Origin of the sequence: Cobetia sp. 3AK (genome assembly GCF_029846335.1) — a bacterium.
Lineage (GTDB): Bacteria > Pseudomonadota > Gammaproteobacteria > Pseudomonadales > Halomonadaceae > Cobetia > Cobetia marina.
Window position 1 is genome coordinate 143,196 of sequence record NZ_JARWKR010000008.1, and the last position, 20,892, is coordinate 164,087.

Below are 20,892 nucleotides of genomic sequence, written 5' to 3' on the forward strand. Positions count from 1 at the left end.
GAGGGATGCCCACAATGCAAGAAGCCCCGCACTGGCGGGGCTTCTTGCATTGTGGGGGAGGGTGACTCAAAGCCCGGGCAGGCCGGAGCTGGCATCGGCATCTTCCAGCAGGCGCTTGAGCGGTGCATGCAGGGCCGGTGAGGCTACCACGATATTCTCGCCATACAGCTCCTCGGGGATGCCGTCCGGGCAACGATAGAGGTGACCGGTACGTGCGCCGGCTTCGCGGGCAATCAGCAGCCCCGCCGCAAAGTCCCAGGGAGAGACGCTTTCATAGTAGGCATCCAGGCGGCCGCAGGCGACATCGCAAAGATCCAGCGCGGCACTGCCGTTGCGTCGGACATCCTGACACACCAGCAACATGGCGGAGAGACGTTTGAGCAGGGGAGGACGACTGTCCCGGTTATAGGGGAAGCCGGTCGCGACCAGTGCGCGGCTCATGTCTTCGGTCTCGCTGACCGTGATGCTCTCGCCATTCATCCAGGCTCCCTTGCCGCGAATGGCGGTGAAGGTCTCGCCGAGGAAGGGCGCGTGGACCACCCCCATCTGGATCTTGCCACGCTCGCACCAGGCGATGGAGACGGCCACATGGCGCAGCCCGTGAGCAAAGTTGACGGTGCCGTCGATGGGGTCGATCACCCACAGGCCTCCCTTGGTGCCGATGACGTCGCGCTCGGGCGATAGCTCCTCGGTCAGGCGTGCATCTTCAGGAAATTCGGCCTCGAGCGCCTCGGCAAGGAAGGTGTCGATCGCCACATCGATGTCCGTGACCAGCTCATCGCCTTTCTTGTAGTGGTGCGCGAACCCTTGCTCCTCGCGCGCTTTCACCATGCGTTCTCCCGCGTCTCTGGCCAATTGCGTTGCACGTTCCAGGCGTTGTTCCAGCGTCATGTGGCTCTCCAGCAGCGATGATCAGGTCAGATGAGTTGACGCTCATCCCTCCGGTGACCTCCTGTATAACAGACTCATGTGGTGAGTTCAGCCTCGAGGGAGGGAGCGGGCGCACGAAGGGTGTGCTCAGGCATCCGATTCAGGCGTTGCATGCCCCTTCATGGTGCTTTCCCTGCAAGGCGTGCACTGCCAGCGGGAGGTGGCGAGGACCGCTTCAGCGATTATCCCGTTATCTTGATAGGGCGTTTTCTCATCACGCTTCCTGAAGCATCCCGCTTGGGGCCCTGACGAAGACCCGGCCAGCCCCGGCCAGTAGCGGAGAGCCTGTCCCCTGGTCGGCATGACGTGTCTGACCGGGGCTTCGTCAGGACAGGCCGGTGGGATCTGAGGATTCAACATCCGTTTCATTTTTTGATTTCTGGCGCACTTGTTGCAGTAGTCTGGTCATGGCGTTCGGCAAGCCGCCGAACCTTCCCGCATTCAATGCCCTGAAGCACAAGGAGCGAACGTGACACCGATCCCTGACCAGATTCATCCCCCGCAGCGCCTCCTGATGGGCCCGGGCCCGATCAACGCGGACCCACGTGTGTTGCGTGCGCTGTCAGCGCCATTGATCGGCCAGTACGACCCCGCGATGACGCATTACATGAACGAGACGATGCAGCTCTATCGCGGCGTCTTCGAGACCCGGAACGCGGCGACCCTGTTGATCGATGGCACATCACGGGCCGGGATCGAGGCGGTGCTGGTCTCGTTGATCCAGCCGGGGGAGCGTGTACTGGTGCCGATCTTCGGCCGTTTCGGTCATCTGCTGCGCGAGATTGCCGAGCGCTGCGGTGCCCAGGTGCACACGCTGGAATGTGAGTGGGGCGAGGTCTTTCGTCCCGAGCAGATCGAAGCCGCCATTCGCGAGGTGCAGCCAACGCTTCTCGCGCTGGTACAGGGCGATACCTCGACCACCATGTGCCAACCGCTCGAGGAGATCGGTGCCATCTGTCGCCGCGAAGGCGTGCTGTTCTACAGCGATGCCACGGCCTCGTTGGCGGGCAATCCGCTCAAGACGGACGAGTGGGGACTGGATGCCGTCACCGCAGGCCTGCAGAAATGTCTCGCCGGTCCGTCTGGCAGTTCGCCGCTGACGCTGTCGCCGCGTGCGGTGGAGGTGGTGCATGCACGTCGGCACGTCGAGGCCGGGATCAGCAGTGGGGGCGATCGACTGGCGGAGCCGGGCGCGCGTATTCGCTCCAACTATTTCGATCTTTCCATGGTGCTCGATTACTGGGGAGCGCTGCGCCTCAATCACCACACTGAGGCCACCAGCATGCTGTATGGCGCGCGCGAGTGTGCGCGACTGCTGGTCAACGAGGGCATGGACAACGCCATCGCGCGACATGCGTTGCACGGTCAGGCGATGGTCGAGGGACTCAAGGGGCTGGGGCTTGCGCTGTTCGGTGACCAGGCGCATCGCATGAACAACGTCAGCGCGGTGAGGATTCCGGATGGCCTGGATGGCGAGGGGTTGCGTCGCAGCATGCTGGTGGATTTCGGCATCGAGATAGGCACCAGCTTCGGGCCGCTGCACGGCAAGGTCTGGCGCCTCGGCGTGATGGGCTACAACGCGCGTCGCGACACGGTACTCACCACGCTGGCGGCGCTGGAGCAGACTCTGCGACGCGGTGGCGTCCAGTGTGTCGCCGGCGGTGGTGTCGGCGCGGCGCTGGACTTTTACCAAGAGCATCAGGACCAGCCGGCGGGAGAGCGGCCATGACCATTGATGTGTCCCGAGCGCGCACGACAGCGGGCATCGTCCCGCTGGAAACGGCGGCGGACGTGCTGGCAGCCTGCGATGCCCTGGCGGCGATTTCACGCAGTGACAGCGGGATCGATCGCCGTTATCTGACGCCTGAGCATGCGGCGGCCAATGCCACCACGGAGGCCTGGCTCAAGGCGGCAGGACTTCACAGCTGGCAGGACGGGGCGGGCAATCAGTGGGGGCGATGGTGCCCGGAAACGCTCTCCAGCGAGAGCGAGGCGCCGCGGCTGGTGATCGGCTCCCATCTGGACAGCGTACCGGACGCCGGTCGTTATGACGGGATTCTGGGCGTGCTTCTGGGCGTCGCGGCGCTGACCCACTTCCAGCAGCGTGCTGAACGGGAGGGTGCCGGCTTGCCGTTTGCGCTCGAGGTGGTCGGCTTTGGCGATGAGGAAGGCACGCGCTTTGGCGCGACCCTGCTCGGCAGCCATGCCATCGCGGGCAGCTGGCAACCGGGATGGGAGCTTCTGGAAGATGAGGAGGGTATCAGCCTGGGGGAGGCGCTGACCGCCTTCGGGCTCTCGGGGCAATCGGCGGCCAGTGCCAGCCTGCAAGCGACTCCGCCGCTGGGCTATCTGGAAGTGCATATCGAGCAGGGGCCGGTGCTGGAAGCCGAGAATCTGGCACTGGGCACCGTGACGGGTATTGCTGGCGCGCGTCGCTTTGCCGTCAACTTCGCCGGTCAGGCCGGCCATGCCGGCACCACACCGATGGCACTGCGTCAGGATGCGCTGTGTGCCGCGGCAGAGTGGACACTGGCCGTCGAGACCCTGGCGCGTGAGGTCCAGACAGGCAAGCGCGCTGACATGCCGGATCACTCACTGGTGGCCACCGTGGGGTGTTGCGAGTTGCGTCCCGGTGCGGTGAATGTCATTCCCGGCGCCGCGGCGTTGAGTCTGGATATCCGTGCCCTGGATGATGCACAACGTGACCGGGCGCTGGAGGAGCTGCTGCAACAGGCCCATCAGATCGCCGAGCGTCGCGGCGTCACCTTCCGTTGCGAGCAGACCCATGCCGCGAATGCCGTCGCCTGTGATGAAGGGTTGATGCAGGCAGTGGATATCGGTATCGCCGCCACCGGACAGGCGCCTTTCCGGCTGCCTAGCGGTGCCGGCCATGACGCCATGGCGGTGAGTCACCTGTGCCCGGTGGGCATGCTGTTCCTGCGCTGTGAGCGGGGCATCAGTCACCACCCTGCGGAGGCGGTGACGGAGGCGGATGTCGCCAGAGCACTGGCGGCCTTGATTGCCAGCATCGAGGCAGTGGCCGCCAGATATTCGTGTTGATCATCAGCGGCCAGAAGATGGCATGGGCGGCTGCCTAGCTCGCGTCCAGCAGGCCCGGCAGTCGCACTGCGGCAATGGCATCGATCTGATTCAGGGCTTCCTGAAATTCCGTCTCGGTGGATTGCGGCAGGCGTCGTTCCAGTTCGGCGAGGATGCTTGAGGCGCTATGGCCCTTCACGCAGATGATGAAGGGGATTCCGTGACGGGCCTGATAGTCGGCGTTGGCCTTGAGAAAGCGTTCGCGGGTGGCGTCATCGAGCTGGTCCAGCCCCGCGCCACGCTGTTCGCCTTGAGAGGCGGGCGTGAGACTCTCGAGCTTGCCGGCCGCCAACTCCGGGTGGGCGTCGATCAACTGGCGGCGCTCGGTCTCGCTTGCTCGGCGTACCGCCTCGGCACAGGCGCTCAGCAGGGCTTCGGTACTGGCAAAGGGGCGCTCTGCAGCGGCGCGTTCCACTACCCAGTCGGAGTGCTCATAGAGGCCGCTCAAACGACGAGCAAGCGCTTCTGGTGGCAGGGCGTTGAGGGTGTCCAGCATTGCCAGATATTCCATCGGGGTTTCGATTGGCATGTGCCTTGCTCCAGAGAAGAAAAGAGAAAAAGACGTGAAGAATCCATTGCTTGCAAGGCACATGCCGCCGCCAGACAAGCCGGGACTCGCCCTTGAGGCAGTGCGTCTGCCGGGGAGACGTGTCCCCTGCACCTTGACCGTCAGGTCAGATTAGGCGAGTGCACTCCTGCGGTGCAATGCCACCAAAGCCCTGAGCCGTGACATGCCGAGCGCCATGCATCATTGATCGGATCAGCGGCTGCATCACGGACAACGCGTCAATGTCACACGCTATCCATCACAAGGAAATGACCATGCCCAGACTTACCACGCATGTGCTCAACCAGGCTGAAGGCATCGCCGCCAGTGGCGTCACCATTCTCCTGGAGCGCCAGGATGCGCAGGGCAACTTCCAGCAGATTGCCCGAAGCATCACCAATCAGGATGGCCGTGTCGAGGCGCCATTGCTGGAGAACGCGCCATCGAGTGACGACGATCACTCCGGCGTCTACCGCCTGACGTTCCAGATAGGGGACTACTTTGCCGGGCGTCCGGTGGGCAAGGGCATGCTCGGGCGGGTGCCGGTCGAGTTCACGCTGGAGGCCAACGGCCACTATCACATTCCGCTGCTGGTCACTCCGTGGGCCTACAGCGTCTACCGCGGCAGCTAAGGAGCCGGCATGAGCGCATATCTCCTCGATTGGGCAATGCTGCTGACACGTTGGCTGCATGTCATGGCGGGTATCGCCTGGATTGGCGCCTCGTTCTTCTTCATCTGGCTCGACAATCGCCGCCAGCCTGCCCGTCATGCCCTCGATGGTCGTCCGGGGGGCGAGCTCTGGGCAGTGCACGGCGGTGGCCTCTACCATCTGTTTCGCCATGACGGCGTCAGTGAGACGCTGCCCAGCGAGATCCACTGGTTCAAGTGGGAGGCCTACGTCACCTGGCTGTCCGGGATGGGGCTGTTCACGCTGATCTACCTGCTGCAGCCGCAGGCCTATCTGATTGATCCGCGCGTGTTCGAGATGAGCGGCAGCATGGCCGTCGGTAGCGCACTGGGACTGCTCCTCGCAGGCTGGCTGGGCTACGAGGCGCTGTGTCGCAGCCCCCTCAAGCGCAGCGCTGCGGCGCTGTTCGTCGCGGTCGGTGTCTGGCTGACGCTGGCGGCCTGGTTCGCGACGGAGCTGTTCTCCGGGCGCGCCGCCTTCCTGCTGATGGGCGCGCTGATGGGCAGCATCATGGCGGGCAATGTCTTCAACGTGATCATCCCGGGTCAGAAGGCGCTGCTTGCCGCCGCGCAGCGTGGCGAGACCCCGGACCCGATCCACGGTCAGCGCGCCAAGCAGCGCTCGGTGCACAACACCTTCATCACGCTGCCGGCGGTCCTGATGATGATCAGCAACCATTACCCGCTGCTGTACGCCAATGACTATCGTCTCGGCGTCATCCTGCTGCTGCTGGTGACGGGGGGGCTGATTCGCATCGCCACGGTGGATCACCACAAGGGGGTCAAGCGACGTTGGGTGCCGGTGGGAGCCGTAGCGGCGCTGATCGGCGTGATCGTGCTGTGTGCACCACGCGCTCAGCCCGTTCCGGCAACGGCCGGAAGCGCCGCGTCTTCACCGTCCGTGGCGGCCAGCAACACCGCTGACAATGCGGTGATGGGCGAGAATGAGGCTCTGCGCGAGAAGGTCCGCCATATCGTCGAGCAACGCTGCGCCGGCTGTCACAGTGATTCGCCGACGCTGATCGGGCTTACCGCGCCGGCCGCAGGGGTCGCCTTCAATGGCTGGGAGGACATCCAGCGTCAGGCACTGCGCATCCACCAGCGCACGGTGGTCGACAAGAGCATGCCGCTGGCCAACATGACCCAGATGACCGATGCCGAGCGTCAGATTCTGGACGACTGGTGGCAGGCGACACAGTAGTCAACCACCCCCTTTCCATCATTGCTATGGTGTCGTTCTCGATAAGCCCTCGCCGATATCTTACTGGCGGGGGCTTTGCCGTTCAGCCTGGGTGACGCGCCGCGAAGCGCGCCAGTTCATGTGGCTGGCAGGGTTCACCCACGAAGATTTCCACATAGTCAGCGACGCGCCCGATGCGCTCCGCGACGCTTTCCCGGGTGCGCATCGAAAGGTAGCCGATCTGGGTCAGGTAGATGGTGCGCGCTCGGACATCGGCCTGGGATTCAGGCTGGCCATGACGCATCAGCATCGCGGTCAGTGCCTGAATGCGTGTCTGATCCGCCTGGTCGACGACGGCGGCAACGTCCTCGTTCTGCAAGCCCCAGTTGCGGATCGCCAGCTCGAAGCGAGAGTCGAACAGCGACTCATCCAGCCAGCAATCGAAGACATTGAGCATGGCCTCCACCACCGTGGCGGCGTATTGCTCGCAGCGCCCGATCAGCCTGGCGGTATTGTGGGCATCCCAACGGGCGAGCAAGGCGGCGAGCAGGGCATCGCGGTCCTTGAAGCTCCAGTAGAAACTGGTGCGAGACAGCCCCAATGTCTTGGCCAGCGTCAGAACGCGTACCGAGTCCACGCCTCCGAGCAACAGCTGCTGATAGGCGGCCTCCAGCCAATCCTCGGCCTTGCCACGTCCTTCCGTTCTGGCGCTCGCACTCTCGGGTCGTGTGGCGGTGGTCTCTGACATGGGCGGGCTCCTGAAGGGGCTGACAGGCGGGGGATGCTGTCGTCGGGGGCTCGAAGATCCAAGCGTGACACCAGCACGGGGGTGAGTGGCGTGGCTCGAGCATGCTGTCTGCGACAGTGATGATTCTGTCTGCGCCAGCGGGACAAGAATGCCATTTCCAGCGACGCACGATCTGGATTCTAGGGCTATAGTCAGCTCATGTACACATGTGTACACGATCAAGGCATCTCTGTTTGTGATGTCTCATGACCTGACGTTCAGGAGGCCGCATGGCTCAGGATCCGCTGCTCACACCGTTCACGCTCAAGCACCTCACCCTCAAGAATCGCTTGATGATGACCTCCCACGAGCCCGCCTATCCCGAAGATGGCATGCCCAAGGCACGTTATCGCGCCTATCACGAGGAGCGTGCGCGCGCCGGTATCGCCTTGACCATGACAGCAGGCTCCGCCTCGGTCGCCCGGGATAGCCCGCCGGTGTTCAACAATATTCTCGCCTGGCGTGATGAGGTGGTGCCCTGGCTGAGCGAGCTGACCGATGCCTGCCATGAGCACGGCACTGCAGTGATGATCCAGCTCACCCACCTGGGGCGTCGTACGCGTTGGGACAAGGCCGACTGGCTACCTGCCGTGTCGGCGTCGCATCGTCGCGAGGCGGCGCATCGCGCCTTTCCCAAGCGGGTCGAGGACTGGGACATCAGGCGCCTGATCCAGGACTATGCGGACGCCGCAGAACGCATGAAAGCGGCGGGTCTTGATGGTATCGAGCTGCAGGCCTACGGGCATCTGATGGATCAGTTCTGGTCACCACTGACCAACACCCTGGAGGGGCCCTATGGCGGCAGTCTCGAGAATCGACTGCGCTTCACCATGGAAGTGTTGAGCGCGATTCGTGCCCGGGTGGGCAACGAGTTCATCGTCGGGGTGCGCTACACCGGGGATGAATGCCTGAGTGGCGGTCTGGATGCCAGTGATGGCCTTGCGGTCTCGCGCCTGCTGCGCGATAGCGGACAGGTCGATTTTCTCAATGTGGTACGCGGCCATATCGATACTGATGCAGGCCTCACCGATGTCATCCCGATTCAGGGCATGGCCAGTGCGCCGCATCTCGACTTTGCCGGACAGATTCGTGAGGCGATGGATTTCCCGACCTTCCATGGTGCCAAGATTCAGGACATCGCCACCGCGCGCCATGCCATCGCCACCGGCAAGGTCGACATGGTCGGCATGACGCGTGCCCACATGGCGGACCCGCATATCGTGCGCAAGCTGTTGGCCGGCAAGGAAGAGGATATTCGCCCCTGTGTCGGGGCCAATTATTGTCTCGATCGCATCTATCAGGGTGGCTCCGCCTACTGCATCCATAACGCAGCCACCGGGCGTGAGCTGGAGCAGCCGCATGACATCGTACCGGCCGAGGTCGCCAGGAAGGTGGTGATCATCGGAGCGGGGCCGGCAGGGCTTGAGGCCGCACGTGTCGCCGGTGAGCGCGGCCATCAGGTGGTGGTGCTGGAAGCGGCGGATCAACCCGGTGGCCAGATCCGCCTGACCGCACAGAGCGAGCGGCGTCGCGAGATGATCGGCATCATCGATTGGCGCATCAGTCGCTGCGAGGCGCTGGGCGTCGAGATTCGCTACAACGTCTTCGCCGAGGCCGAGGACGTGCTGGCGGAGCAGCCGGATGTCGTCATCGTCGCCACGGGCGGCTACCCCGAGGAAGACATGCCGCAGGTCGGCAGTGAGCTGGTCGTCTCCAGCTGGGACATCCTCTCCGGCCATGTCACGCCTGGCCGCAACGTGCTGCTGTTCGATGACGCGGGAGACCACGCCGCACTCCAGGCCGCCGAGATGATCGCCAACACCGGTGCCAGGCTCGAGATGATGACGCCAGATCGCACCTTCGCGCCGGAAATCATGGCCATGAACCTGGTGCCCTACATGCGCAGTCTGCAACGTCTCGCCGTCACCTTCACGCCGACCTATCGCCTCGGCGGTGTCGCGCGCGGTGAGGAGGGCCAGTTGATCGCCCAGATCGGCAGTGATTATCTGGATGACGCCGTAGCACAGGGCAAGGGCACCGGTGCCTACGCGGATCAGCGAATCGTCGATCAGGTAGTCGTCAACTACGGCGCCCGCCCGATGGAAGATCTCTACTTCGAACTCAAACCTTACTCGCGCAATGGCGGGGCAGTGGACTATGACGCCTTGATCGAAGGACTCGCCCAGCCTGCAGACGGCCCAAGCCCTGAACACACCGAGCGCTCAGCAGACGGCAAGTTCCAGCTCTACCGCATCGGCGATGCCGTCGCGACCCGCAATACCCATGCGGCAATCTATGACGCGCTGAGGCTGATGAAGGTGGTGTGAGGGTGAGCAGAGAGGTTGGATATCACAGGGGAGCCATGGCAAGGGACAAAGAAAGGCTCACGTATTGTCTTGAGAGAAGGTATGGATCACTCGCCCTTTGACCCGCCGACAAGACAGCAAGCCCATCCTTTCAGTAGAGGTACTGTCCGGATGGGTGCCTTCCAGCCATAGCATGCCGTCTGGTTGTATCTCACGGATGCGCTTGATGATGCGGCCGAAGTGGGGGTGCCGTGCCACCACGACATCCCCGACGCGATAGCGCGATCTCCAGCGTTTCAGCGTGACGACATAATCTCCCGGCGCAAGGCCGGGAGACATGCTGATGCCATTGACGCGATAGAGTCCGATGGGCATCCGTTCACTCTTGATCAATTCACTCTTCATCAGTTCTTTGGCGCATCATGTCGCTGAATCAGTCCAGCTTCGGATAGACGACAGTTTCAGACGGCGGATACGGGCAGGTGGCGGTAAAGGTGGTGAGTCCCTTGGTATCCCAGAACGCCGCGGCGAATTCATTGATGAGGGTCAGCAGTTTCTCGCCCTTGTCGCGCTCGATGCCCTGTTTGCAGGCAGAGCCGGCCAGCATGATGCTGTGGACCAGTGCATCGATGTCCGGATAGGCGTCACGCTGCGGCTGCTTGATGTAGTCGCCCCAGATGATGCGGATCTCATGCTTGGCTTTCTCGGCGTGGCTTTCCTTCTGCTCCACCAGACGGGCGAGCAAGGCCTGGTCTGCCAGCGTCAGGCTGTCCTTCTGGCCCAGCTCATTGATGAGGTCCATGAAGCGGATCACGCTGAGTGCGGCGATCTGCGCAGCGGACGGGTCATAGATCTTGCAGGGAATATCACAGTGCGCGGAGGCCGCAGGGAGTGAGACCAGTCGGTCAACGGTGCGGAGCAGGGCATGAAGCATGTTCAATCCTCCTTTTGCTGAGTGGTCTGACGTTTGTGACGCGACTGACGAATGACGAAGAACGCGGTACCGATGACGGCTGCGATGGCGCCATAGAACAGGGTGTGAACGAGGGGGCTGCTCCAGTCACTGTGGTCATGTCCCGGGTGGGCCAGTGCCGTATTGGCGGCGGTCAACAGCAGCAGTCCACTCGCGGTGAGGATTTTCTTCATGCCGTATCTCCTGTGAGGGTGAGAGTCAGTGATGAACCCGCGTCGGGGAGTGTCCCGCGGGGTTCGCCTGGTGAGTCCGTCGCGCGGTAACGCCGAGCCATTGCACGGTGTTCATGATCTCCATGCGTACCTGGCCGCTGCCGCGTAACAGGGCTTGTTGATGGGCATGGCAAAGACCCGGGGCGGAGAGCGCGTGGGACAGGCGCGCATGGGCAGCCTGCAGGGCGTGCATTGCTTGAGAGTGCTGGCCCTGGGCGCGATAGAGCTCCGCCAGATTCTGGTAGCTCACGACCAGTGCCGCGACGCCGCCATCCGGGTCTGCACCGGGCATCAGAAAGATGTCTGCCAGGTGGCAGGCACTGAGATAGTGCTGCTCTGCCATGACGTAGTCGCCCTGTTCGAACAACGCATTGCCTGAGCGGGTTTCACGCTTCCATTGGTCCATGAGGCCCTCCTGTGACCAGGTGTCGTCAGCATGCCAATCTTCATGATTATGATAATCATTATCATTCAATGATGGTGCAATACCTCGACTGCTGCAAGGGCTCAGGGAGAATCCGTCAGAGACGTCCTGTGATACGTCTCAGGCTGGCAGGGCCAGGCAGGTGATGTCAGCGCAGCACCGAGCTTGAATGGGAGGGCTCATTGACGACTGGCAGTCGCCGGGGACGATTGGGGAAGACGGTCGCTGCCGCCATCAGACCCGGGTGAGGCAGAGGGTGTCGGACATTCAGGTGTCAGCGGCGCTGTCGGGGCTGAGGCATAGCGCTGTCTGGCCGTGTGCATGATGGTCTCCATGCTGGCGTAGACCATGTAGAGCTCTCCCAGATGCTTGTCTGTCCTTAGCGTGGCATCGTGAAGCGGCAACAGACCGAAGCGCTTGAAGATCTTCATGTTGGCGCGCTTGCACAACGCCAGAATTCCATCACCATTTCTGGATTTCACATGGCGTGCCGCTGCAGCCATCAACAGATTGCCATGGGCGAAACGTTTGGCCTCCGGGGCCATCACCAGACGGCTGAATTCATAGATGGCACCTTCTGGGATGGAAACGACATCACTGTCGTCAAAGAGGGTGCGCGACTCGAGACCGCCAGGTGTGATGCGAATGCTGCCCAGCAAGGTATCGTGCTGTGTGTCCATCAGGCAGATATGCTGACTGTTGCTGTCGATCACGTCATCGTGGTCCGTGTGCTTCTTGAGATATGCCTTGGCGACACCATGGTGTTGGTCACGCAGCTTGAGGACCTGCTGGAAGAGTGGATGGCGACGACCGAAGAATGACACCGTCTCTCGATGGGTCTGATGCGTGAAAGAAGAGGTGAACTTCGTGATGACGGCGACGTCGTGACTGTCTTTCATTCCCTTGCTGACTCCTCGTTTCCTGAGGTGGATGAGATATCTCATGCTTGTGGGATGGTAAAGCTAGCACTTTATTAGTTTTAGTGCATGTTTGTTGCGTCGCCATGACAGGTTCATGATGGGGGAAGCCGGATGTCGGTCTGCGCGAGACTTTGCCCTGCGGGATCACGCCAGGACTGAAGCGCGAAGAGGGCATGGTCGGATATTTGGCGATATCATTGGCAAAAATGTCGCGAAAATTGGGTTGATGGCATGATTCTGGGTGGTTCGTCGAACGCGGTCATCCATCGTGAGCCATCTTTCCGCCTTGCCAGTGGCGGGGGGATCGTCGTCCATCGTCAGCAAGGAAATGGCGCAACCTCGAATATGCCATAACGCTACCCAAGGCTCATTGCTGGCGGAGATGTGCTGAGGAAACGGTGATATGGCGTATCGTTTTTTATTGAGGAATTCGTCGAAAGGGATCACGAGTTCGCGAGGTTAGCCCTGGGTGACGGGCCAAAATGGCGAAGACATCGAGTCTGATGTGTCGCTTCCGCTCACGAGATGCCACCAAGGGGGTTGCGGTCAATCTGCCAATCGGCCGAGATGGCAATGGAGCATGGTGGGAATGCGTGATTCAGGGGTGATGCGCTGCCAGAATCACCTTACATGACACACTTGAAGGAGTTGACAATGGCGCTCAAGATTCTGGTCTTTATGGGGTCAGTTCGGACAAGTTCCCCCCCATCCCCCGCACGTCTGGGAGAGCGGGTCGCCAGATGTTGCATGGCCAAGCTTGAGGAAAGTGGTCATGAAGCGGTGTTGATCGACCCCCTGGATTACGATCTCTCGGCCCCCTTCAAGCCGCTGTTTTCCTATGCACAACGCAATGCCCCGCAGGACTTGCTCAATCTCGCCCAGGAAATAGAGTCGGCGGATGGCTATGTGATGGTCAGCCCCGAGTACAACCATTCCATGAGTCCGGCGTTGGCCAATCTCCTGAATCACTTCGGCAGCTCGCTCTACTCCTACAAGCCGTCGGTGATCGCGACCTATTCCGCAGGCCAGTGGGGCGGCGTTCGGGCGGCGGTCAACATGCGCACCTTCCTCTCGGAGCTGGGCTGTCTGCCGGTCTCGGCGATGATCCACGTGCCCCGGGCCCAGGACGTGCTCGATGAGGACGGCAGCTACACCGAGACTCAAGATGCCCAGAAATGGAGCGGCTATCTCGAGCGGGCCTTCGAACAACTTGCCTGGTGGGCGAATGCGGCCAAGCGCTATCACGAGAGTGAAGAGGGTGAAAAACGCCCCGGCGCGTTCACGCGCAGCCCCTCGCAGCGCAACGCGCCTGAATGAATCACTGAGTGTGGAAAAGCAACAAGGGACTGCCGTGGCAGTCCCTTGTTGCTTTGCGGGTCACTCTCACGCCGCGTCATGCCATCTGGCGGATGGCTTACTCGAAGTAGGCGCGCAAGGTGTTCATGTCATCGGTTTCGGTCAGCGCCAGCGAGAGCAGAATGCGCGCTTTCTGAGGATTGAGTGCGCCGCTGCCGATACCTTCTTCCTTGGCCGTCACGATGCCGTTGCCGGTACGCGTGCTGCGAACGACTGGCAGACCCTCTTCCATCGCCTGCTTCACCAATGGCTTCAGAGTGTCCGGAATGGAGCCATTGCCGCTGCCGGCTATCACGATACCCTTGGCGCCATTGTCGAGTGCAGCGGTGAACAGCGCCGGGTCCATGTCCTGATGGGCGTAGATGATATCGACCTTTGGCAGGCCATCGAGGGACGTCACGTCAAAGTGTGGCTTGTCGGTCGGGGTCGCCGGTGTGTAGTAGAAGTGCGGCTTGCCGCTGATGAAGGCACCCAGATAGCCCTGCTCGGTTGCCTTGAAGGTATCCATCATGATGGCATTGGTCTTGGTGGTGTAATACGCCGAACCGATGCGGTCGTTGAGCACGATCATCGCCCCACGACCCTCCGCGCCTTCATCGGCGGCCAACGTGACCGCCTCCAGCAGATTGAAGGGGCCATCGGCACTGATGGCGGTCGCCGGACGCATGGCACCCACCATCACCACCGGTTTGTCGCTTTCGACCGTGAGATCCAGGAAGAAGCCGGTCTCCTCCAGCGTATCGGTCCCATGCGTGATCACCACGCCATGTGTGGCATCGGTGGCCAGCGCCTCATTGATCGATTTCGACAGCTTTAGCAGGATTTCCTGATCGATGTTGCTGCTGCCGGTATTGGCGATCTGCTCGCCCGTCACCTCTGCCACGTCTGCCAGTTCCGGTACGGCATCCAGCAGTGCCTGCACGCCGATGCTGCCGGATTTGTAGTTGGTGGTGTCCGTGGAGGAGGCTGAACTGCCCGCTATCGTGCCGCCGGTCGCGTAGATCTTGACGCCCGGGTGATCCGCCGCATTGGCCTGAATGCCATGGGCCAGAGAACAGGCGGCGATCGAGATGGCAGCTACAAGGCGGCGAGGAGTCATGAAGGAAGCTGTGGTCATTGTGGTGGGTCGCTCTTTGTCGTTGTTGTCGGAGTTATCGATGCCAATGGCCTGTCGATACCGTGCTGGCCAATGAACATCCGATGCGTCTGTGCAGAGGCAGGCGGTTTGCCTCATGGTTTCCTCAATCATGAATAAGGAAAGTTTAATGTCATGACGAGGTCTCATCCCTGCCCCCCCCCGGGGTCTGACGGGGGGAGGGAGGGGGGTGAACCGTACTATTGCCAGCATCAATCTGGGCAGCAACATCCCGGCCAGCTCGTGACGCTGAGTTGGCCGGATTTCATCAGGTCAGCGCCGCACCACCATCACTGCGCGGATCGTGCGCCGCCTCGACCTGGCCATCGGGGTGACGCATCACCGCGCCGGCGTGACCCAGCGTATCGCTGTAGGCGTCTTCCAGCACCTCTACTTCATGCCCCAGCTCCCTGAGTGCCTCCGCCACGTCACCCTCAAGGCGCGATTCGAGCTTGAGGCTGGTGCTGACATCGCCCCAGGTGCGACCCAGCAGCCAGCGTGGAGCACTGATCGCGGCCTGCAATGACATGCCGTGGCGGGCGATGCGCGTGAAGACAGCCGCCTGAGTCTGTGGCTGACCTTCCCCCCCCATGGTGCCGAAGGCCATCACGCGGCCATCATCGAAACACGCCAGTGAGGGATTGAGGGTGTGGAAGGGCTTGCGGCCCGGCGCCAGGCTGCGCAGTCTGTCGGGCGCCAGATCGAACGCCAGCCCGCGGTTCTGCCACATCACGCCACTGCTCGGCAGTACCATGCCACTGCCGAACTCCCAGTAGACGCTCTGGATGAAGCTGACGGTAGTGCCCTCGCTGTCCGTGGCGCCCATCCAGATGGTGTCGCCCTCGGCGGGCTCGTGGGGCCATTCCAGGGCGGCCTGCATGTCGATCATTGCCGCCTGCTGAGTCAGGGCATCCTGTGAAAGATGTACCTGTTGCGTCGCGATGCCGCTTTCCAGCCCGCCCTCGAGGCAGTCTGGTGAGGTGATCAGGCTGTCGCGCACCAGGAAGGCGCGTTTGGTGGCCTCGATCAGCGCATGCAGGTGACGCGGTGTATTGCCCTCCGCTTCGCTGATGCCGTGCCTGGCGCTCAATTCATCGTAAAGCCCCAGAATCATCAATGTCGCCAGACCCTGGGTCGGGGCGGGCAGGTTGTATACCTCACTGTCGCGCAGACGCACCTTGAGCGGCGTGACGCGTTGGGCGCGATAGCCGTTGAGGTCCTCCAGGCGCAGCGGACTGCCGGCGGATTGCAGTTCCTGCGCCATGTGCGCCGCCAGCTCGCCTCGGTAGAAATCGTCCAGCCCGGCATCCGCCAGGCGGGCGAGGGTCATGGCAAGCGCCGGCTGACGCAGGCGGGCGCCTTCCTCGAGCGCCATCGGCTCCCCTGACTCGCTCTGACCCAGATAGCGCTGCGCAAACCCGGGTTGCCGTGACAGCACGGCCAGGTGCTTCTCGCTCAAGGCTTGCTGGCTGGCGCTGACCGCGACCCCGTCATTGGCATGGCGGATGGCCTGGCGCAACAGCGTCGCGAGTGGCAACGGCGCGCGCTCGGCGTCGGAGGTGTCTGCCGAGAAGGCCAGTGCCTCCTGCCAGCCGCCGATGGTCCCGGCCACCGTCAAGGCGGACAGCGGCCCACGGGTGGGGATGCTGTCGCCATTCACCAGGGGAGCGCCTGTCTCGTCATCGGCCACACCGTAGCCTTGCGCGGCGTAGAACTCTCGGCTGGCCAGCGCCGCGGCCGGCCCACAGGCATCGATCGCGATGGGGGCGAGACCGGGTCGCTTGATCAGCCAGAAGCCATCACCGCCGATACCATTCATGTGCGGATAGACCACGGCGATGGTCGCGGCCATCGCGACCATCGCCTCGATGGCATTGCCGCCGTCACGCAGGATGTCACGGCCGGCCTCTGCTGCCAGATGATGGGGGGCAGCGCAGGCTCCGCCGAATCCTCGTCGGGTATGCATCATGGCGTCTTGCTCCTGTGAATGTCGTTGTTGTTATTGCGCCGTTGCTATTGCGCCGTTGTCATTGCGCTGAGGGCGGAGATCAGCTGCCGGTGAACAGGTCGTAGAACATGCGCAGTGCCGTGAACATCAGGAAGATGGCGAAGACCTTCTTGAGCTTGGCGGCATCCATCGCATGGGCCAGCTTGGCACCGATCGGCGCACACAGCATGGTCGCCGGCACGATGGCGGCGAAACCGAGCAGATTGACGTAGCCGATGGAGCCCGGCAGCAGGTTCGGCTCCCCGATGCCATTGAGCAGGAAGCTGGCGGTGCCCGGCAGGCTGATCACCAGCCCGAGCGCTGCGCCCGTGCCCACGGCCAGGTGCATCGGAGTGCCCAGGGTGCTGAGGGTCGGCACGCTCAGGGTGCCGCCGCCGATGCCCATCAGGGTCGAGACGCCACCGATGAAGGTACCCAGCGCACCACTGCCCAGCGGGCCCGGCAGGCCAGTGCCCAGCACGGTGGACTGACGACGGAACATGTTGAGCGCCACGAGGAAGGCGACGGTGGCGAACAGCCCCATCAGGACCGCGCCGCTGAACAGGTTGGACAGCAGGCCGCCGATGATGACGCCGATGATCACCCCCGGCAGCAGACGCTTGAGTATCGCCGGGTCAAGATTGCCCTTGGCGTAGTGGGCCCTGGCCGACATGATCGAGGTGGGAATGATGGTCGCAAGCGAGGTGCCGACCGCCTGGTGCATGCGGACCGCCTCATCGACACCCAGCAGGCTGAAGAGGTGAAAGAGCACGGGCACGATGACGATACCGCCGCCGACCCCCAGCAAGCCGGCCATCACGCCGGCAATCATGCCGGTGACGATGAGTGCGGCGATCAGACCGAGAATCCAGTGCAGTGGATAGGCTGAGAACAGTTCCATGGTGTTTCCTTGTAGTACCCGTATGGCGCGGGGTCATTCATTGCTGGTGAAAGTTGCCGACAGACGACATCGGCAGTCGAGGCATCTCCCTGGAGCGCTTTCTCTCGCGCTGTCTCCGAGGGGGTGCGAGCGGGTTGGCGAGCCAAGACATTACGCGTTGCTGAATTATCTTTTCAATGCCCTTGTGATGGCCAGGCCCCGTTGGTGGCGTCAAGTCGCCTGTCAGGCTGGCCATCGTGACCGGGTTACCAACCGATGGCGTCCGGCAGCCAGGTGGCAAGACCCGGGAAGCAGAACAGCAGCACGACGGCCATGGCCTGCAGTCCCACGAAGGGGAGTACGCCGAGATACAGGTGGCGTGTCGTGACTTCCGGTGGCGCGACCCCCTTGAGGAAGAACAATGCCCAGCCGAAGGGAGGCGTCAGGAATGACATCTGCAGATTCATCGCCACCAGTACGCCCAGCCATACCATGTCGGTGCCATAGCCGATGAAGACCGGCAGGAACATCGGCAGTGCGATATAGCTGATCTCGATCCACTCCAGGAAAAAGCCGAGCACGAACAGTATCACCATCAGGAAGATGAGAGCGCCCAGTTCTCCCCCCGGCAGCAGATTGAACAGGTCATGCACCATGTTCTCGCCGCCAAGGCCGCGGAAGGCCAGTGAGAACGGCTGCGCGCACAACAGGATGAAATAGACCATGGCGGTGATGGTCAGGGTCGAGTGCAGGCAAGCCTTGAGCATCGGGAAGTCGAGGCGCCGCGCCAGCAGTGCGATCACGAGACTGCCCAGTGCGCCCATCGAGGCCGCCTCGGTGGGGGCGGCCACGCCACCCAGAATCGAGCCCAGTACCGCGAAGACCAGCATCAGCGGCGGAATCACGCTGCGCGCCAGATCCCTCAGCAATTCCTTCATGCCGCCAGCGGCGGCGCGCTCCTCTTCTGGAATGGCCGGGACGAGTTCCGGCTTCCACCAGCCCAGCACCAGCAGGTAAACGATGTAGATGACCGCAATCGCCAGGCCCGGCACGAAGGCGGCGGCGAACAGGGTACCGACGGATTCGCCGAGAATCTCCGACAGCAGGATCAACACGAGGCTCGGCGGAATGATCTGCCCCAGGGTGCCTGAGGCGCAGATGGTGGCCGAGGCCACGCCCGGGTGATAGCCGCGGCGCAGCAGGGTCGGCAATGTCAGCATGCCGACGGTGACCACAGTCGCACCGACGATCCCGGTGGAGGCGCCCATCAGTACGCCGACCAGAATGATCGCGATGCCCATGCCGCCGTTCACGCCACCCATGGCGCGCCCGATGGTCTCGAGCATGTCCTCGGCGACCCGCGATTTCTCGAGCATGACCCCCATGAACACGAACAGCGGTATCGCCAGCAACGTGTAATTGGTGACCACACCATAGAGACGTGCCGGCATCAGGCTGAACAGCAGCGGGCCGAAGCCTGCCAGACCCGCCACGAAACCGGCCACCGCCAATGAGATCGCGACCGGAATCCCGATCAGCATCAGGATCAGGAAGCCGCCGATCATGCTGAGGGCAATCCACTCATTCGGACTCATGAAGGCACCTTGGTGTTGGATGACGTGGTGGAAGAGGCGTCGGGCATGCGGTTCGTCAATGTCAGCAAGGCGCGCAGGCAATCCGCCACGCCCTGCAGGGCAAGCGCGGCGAAACCGATGGGGATGAAGGCCTTGAGCAGGTAGCGATAGGGCAGGCCGCCGGGGTCGGGTGAGCCTTCCATCAGCTGATACGACTGCTCGGTATAGCTCAGGCCGAGCCAGGCAATGGCCGTGCCGATGGCGATGGTCATCAGTGCGCCGAGCAGATCCACCAGCGCACGCCCCTTGGGGGAAAATCGATCATAGAAGACATCGACGCGAACGTCGGCGCGATGCTTGAGGGCATAGGAAATGCCCAGCAGCGCGATGGGGGAAATCAGGTGCCACTCGAATTCCTGGAGTGGCACGGGACTGATGCTGAAGAAGTAACGCAACAGCACGTTACTGGCGACCAGCACCACGAGTGCCAACAGCGAGTAACGGGCAATGATGCCCAGCCGCTCGATGATGCCCTCGAGACAGTGGATGACATGCAGCATGACATGACCTCACGAACGCCACGACGGGACAGGCCGTGGCGTAGACAGGGGGAGCAGGGATGACACCAGCGGTGATCCGTTCTGGCACTGGGGGCGTGAGCCACAGGTACCGCGACGGGGGAGGTTCGATGTCAGCCGTCAGAGTGCCAGGAAGGTCTTCTCGCTGACGGCGGCCCATTCCTTGTGTTGATCGCGGAAGGCCATGAACGACTCGTGCACACGTGCGGTATCCGGATCGGCAGCCGCCATGTCGGTCAGCGTCTTCTCGGTGACTTCCTTCAGGCGCGCCACCACGGAATCGGGCAACGGCTGAGCGGTGACGCCCTCGTTTTCCACCAGATCATTGAGCGCTTCGGCGTTCACCGACTCACACCAGGCCTGGCTCTCGACATTGCACGCCTGAGCGGCGGCCTTGACGATGGCCTGCAGGTCTTCCGGCAGACTCTCCCAGGCGGCCTTGTTGATCATCAGCTCGGTCACGTTGGTCGGCTCGTGCCAGCCGGTGGTGTAGTAGTACTTGGCAGCCTTCTGAAGCCCCAGACGGCGGTCCTGATAGGGGCCGACGAATTCGGCGGCATCGATGACACCGCGCTCCAGCGCCGGGAATATTTCGCCGCCCGGCAACAGGCGCACGGCGACGCCCAGCTCGGCATAGACCTTGCCGGCAAGCCCCGGGATACGCATCTTCAGGCCTTTCAAGTCCTCCACCGTGTTGATCGGCTTGCGGAACCAGCCGGTCATCTGCACGCCGGTATTGCCCATCGGGAAGGCGATCAGTCCCTTGGGGGCGTACAGCTCATGCCATAGCTCCAGGCCGCCACCGTGATACAGCCAGGCATTCATGCCCTGGGTATTCATGCCGAAGGGGACGGTAGTGAAGTACTGGGCAGCGGGAATCTTGCCGGCCCAGAAATAGGCATTGCCGGCGTTCATCTCCACCACGCCACTGGCGACGGCATTGAAGCCTTCCAGTGCCGGTATCAGCTCACCGGCCGCGAAGTGCTGGATCTTCATGCGCCCGCCCGACATGGCTTCCACCTTGCGGCAGAAGTCGGTCGGGCTACCGGGGCCCTCGACATAGAAGGGCGATCCCGGGCCGTAGGCATTGGTCATCTTCCATTGATAGGTCTTGCTGGATTCCGCGCGCACGATGGCGGGCGCACCCATCACGAGTCCAGCGGTTGAGGTTGCCAGAGCGGCACCCAGGAACTTGCGACGATCGAATGTCATGGGAGGTTCTCCTGCGGACGGATGACCAGTAGTGCCCCTGCGGCGGTGGATGTGCGGATGCGGCAAGGGGAGCCTGTACGGCGTGCTGACATCGAGGTCAGCGA

At 62.6% G+C, this 20,892-nt stretch carries 20 protein-coding genes; 6 read left to right on the forward strand and 14 right to left on the reverse strand.

Translation table 11 applies throughout. The features are described 5' to 3' along the window. Nucleotides 1-66: 66 nt before the first annotated feature. Entirely contained in the window at nt 67-891 is an 825-nt protein-coding gene (locus QD228_RS12900) for an inositol monophosphatase family protein (RefSeq protein ID WP_084208767.1), read from the reverse strand. A 508-nt stretch (nt 892-1,399) separates the two neighbouring features. Between QD228_RS12900 and QD228_RS12905 the strand changes: the two genes are divergently transcribed. Both QD228_RS12905 and QD228_RS12910 read left to right on the forward strand, forming a co-directional pair. Next, on the forward strand, nt 1,400-2,659 hold the full coding sequence (locus QD228_RS12905) for an alanine--glyoxylate aminotransferase family protein (protein ID WP_279875775.1): 1,260 nt from the start codon (nt 1,400-1,402) through the stop codon (nt 2,657-2,659). Beyond that, nucleotides 2,656-3,990 (forward strand): allantoate amidohydrolase, encoded by a 1,335-nt coding sequence (locus QD228_RS12910; protein ID WP_279875776.1) that lies wholly within the window; start codon nt 2,656-2,658, stop codon nt 3,988-3,990. Before QD228_RS12905 ends, QD228_RS12910 begins: the two co-directional genes overlap by 4 nt. 34 nt (nt 3,991-4,024) lie before the next feature. Here QD228_RS12910 and uraD read toward each other — a convergent pair whose 3' ends face one another. Continuing rightward, nucleotides 4,025-4,558 carry a 2-oxo-4-hydroxy-4-carboxy-5-ureidoimidazoline decarboxylase gene (uraD, locus tag QD228_RS12915; RefSeq protein WP_170877430.1) on the reverse strand — a complete coding sequence of 178 codons (534 nt, stop codon included), beginning with the start codon at nt 4,556-4,558 and terminating at the stop codon, nt 4,025-4,027. A 293-nt stretch (nt 4,559-4,851) separates the two neighbouring features. Here uraD and uraH point away from each other — a divergent pair, with 293 nt between their 5' ends. Further along, complete coding sequence (uraH, locus tag QD228_RS12920; protein WP_077377409.1) at nt 4,852-5,208, forward strand: hydroxyisourate hydrolase; 357 nt, start codon at nt 4,852-4,854, stop codon at nt 5,206-5,208. Between the two features lie 9 nt (nt 5,209-5,217). Continuing rightward, on the forward strand, nt 5,218-6,465 hold the full coding sequence (locus tag QD228_RS12925; protein ID WP_279875777.1) for a urate hydroxylase PuuD: 1,248 nt from the start codon (nt 5,218-5,220) through the stop codon (nt 6,463-6,465). An 82-nt stretch (nt 6,466-6,547) separates the two neighbouring features. Here QD228_RS12925 and QD228_RS12930 read toward each other — a convergent pair whose 3' ends face one another. Beyond that, entirely contained in the window at nt 6,548-7,192 is a 645-nt protein-coding gene (locus tag QD228_RS12930; RefSeq protein ID WP_279875778.1) for a TetR/AcrR family transcriptional regulator, read from the reverse strand. A 269-nt stretch (nt 7,193-7,461) separates the two neighbouring features. Here QD228_RS12930 and QD228_RS12935 point away from each other — a divergent pair, with 269 nt between their 5' ends. Continuing rightward, a complete protein-coding gene (locus tag QD228_RS12935; protein WP_279875779.1) occupies nt 7,462-9,558 on the forward strand; it encodes an NADH:flavin oxidoreductase in 2,097 nt (698 codons plus the stop codon). Between the two features lie 57 nt (nt 9,559-9,615). Here QD228_RS12935 and QD228_RS12940 read toward each other — a convergent pair whose 3' ends face one another. From QD228_RS12940 to QD228_RS12960, 5 genes are all read right to left on the reverse strand, one after another. After that, on the reverse strand, nt 9,616-9,912 hold the full coding sequence (locus QD228_RS12940) for a S24 family peptidase (protein WP_279875780.1): 297 nt from the start codon (nt 9,910-9,912) through the stop codon (nt 9,616-9,618). Between the two features lie 58 nt (nt 9,913-9,970). After that, entirely contained in the window at nt 9,971-10,471 is a 501-nt protein-coding gene (gene sodN / locus QD228_RS12945) for a superoxide dismutase, Ni (protein WP_176493247.1), read from the reverse strand. Between the two features lie 2 nt (nt 10,472-10,473). Beyond that, nucleotides 10,474-10,683: a hypothetical protein gene (locus QD228_RS12950; protein ID WP_279875781.1), complete on the reverse strand. Its 210-nt coding sequence runs from the start codon at nt 10,681-10,683 to the stop codon at nt 10,474-10,476. Between the two features lie 25 nt (nt 10,684-10,708). Then, complete coding sequence (locus QD228_RS12955) at nt 10,709-11,128, reverse strand: hypothetical protein (protein ID WP_279875782.1); 420 nt, start codon at nt 11,126-11,128, stop codon at nt 10,709-10,711. Between the two features lie 197 nt (nt 11,129-11,325). Beyond that, on the reverse strand, nt 11,326-12,045 hold the full coding sequence (locus QD228_RS12960) for a hypothetical protein (protein ID WP_279875783.1): 720 nt from the start codon (nt 12,043-12,045) through the stop codon (nt 11,326-11,328). A gap of 675 nt (nt 12,046-12,720) precedes the next feature. Here QD228_RS12960 and QD228_RS12965 point away from each other — a divergent pair. Further along, nucleotides 12,721-13,383 carry an NAD(P)H-dependent oxidoreductase gene (locus QD228_RS12965; protein ID WP_279875784.1) on the forward strand — a complete coding sequence of 221 codons (663 nt, stop codon included), beginning with the start codon at nt 12,721-12,723 and terminating at the stop codon, nt 13,381-13,383. A gap of 97 nt (nt 13,384-13,480) precedes the next feature. Here the strand turns inward: QD228_RS12965 and QD228_RS12970 are convergent, their stop codons facing one another. The 6 genes from QD228_RS12970 to dctP form a co-directional block, all read right to left on the reverse strand. Beyond that, on the reverse strand, nt 13,481-14,539 hold the full coding sequence (locus QD228_RS12970; RefSeq protein ID WP_279875785.1) for a type II asparaginase: 1,059 nt from the start codon (nt 14,537-14,539) through the stop codon (nt 13,481-13,483). A 286-nt stretch (nt 14,540-14,825) separates the two neighbouring features. Then, nucleotides 14,826-16,526, reverse strand: a complete 1,701-nt coding sequence (locus tag QD228_RS12975) for a gamma-glutamyltransferase family protein (protein ID WP_279875786.1) — start codon at nt 16,524-16,526, stop codon at nt 14,826-14,828. Between the two features lie 79 nt (nt 16,527-16,605). Next, nucleotides 16,606-17,445: a sulfite exporter TauE/SafE family protein gene (locus QD228_RS12980; protein ID WP_054556070.1), complete on the reverse strand. Its 840-nt coding sequence runs from the start codon at nt 17,443-17,445 to the stop codon at nt 16,606-16,608. 245 nt (nt 17,446-17,690) lie between these two features. Further along, complete coding sequence (locus QD228_RS12985; protein ID WP_136937865.1) at nt 17,691-19,019, reverse strand: TRAP transporter large permease subunit; 1,329 nt, start codon at nt 19,017-19,019, stop codon at nt 17,691-17,693. Then, nucleotides 19,016-19,558 carry a TRAP transporter small permease subunit gene (locus tag QD228_RS12990; RefSeq protein WP_084208754.1) on the reverse strand — a complete coding sequence of 181 codons (543 nt, stop codon included), beginning with the start codon at nt 19,556-19,558 and terminating at the stop codon, nt 19,016-19,018. The genes QD228_RS12985 and QD228_RS12990 overlap by 4 nt, the downstream gene beginning before the upstream one ends. A gap of 138 nt (nt 19,559-19,696) precedes the next feature. Continuing rightward, nucleotides 19,697-20,788 carry a TRAP transporter substrate-binding protein DctP gene (gene dctP, locus QD228_RS12995; RefSeq protein ID WP_077376697.1) on the reverse strand — a complete coding sequence of 364 codons (1,092 nt, stop codon included), beginning with the start codon at nt 20,786-20,788 and terminating at the stop codon, nt 19,697-19,699. Between the last annotated feature and the right edge of the window lie 104 nt (nt 20,789-20,892).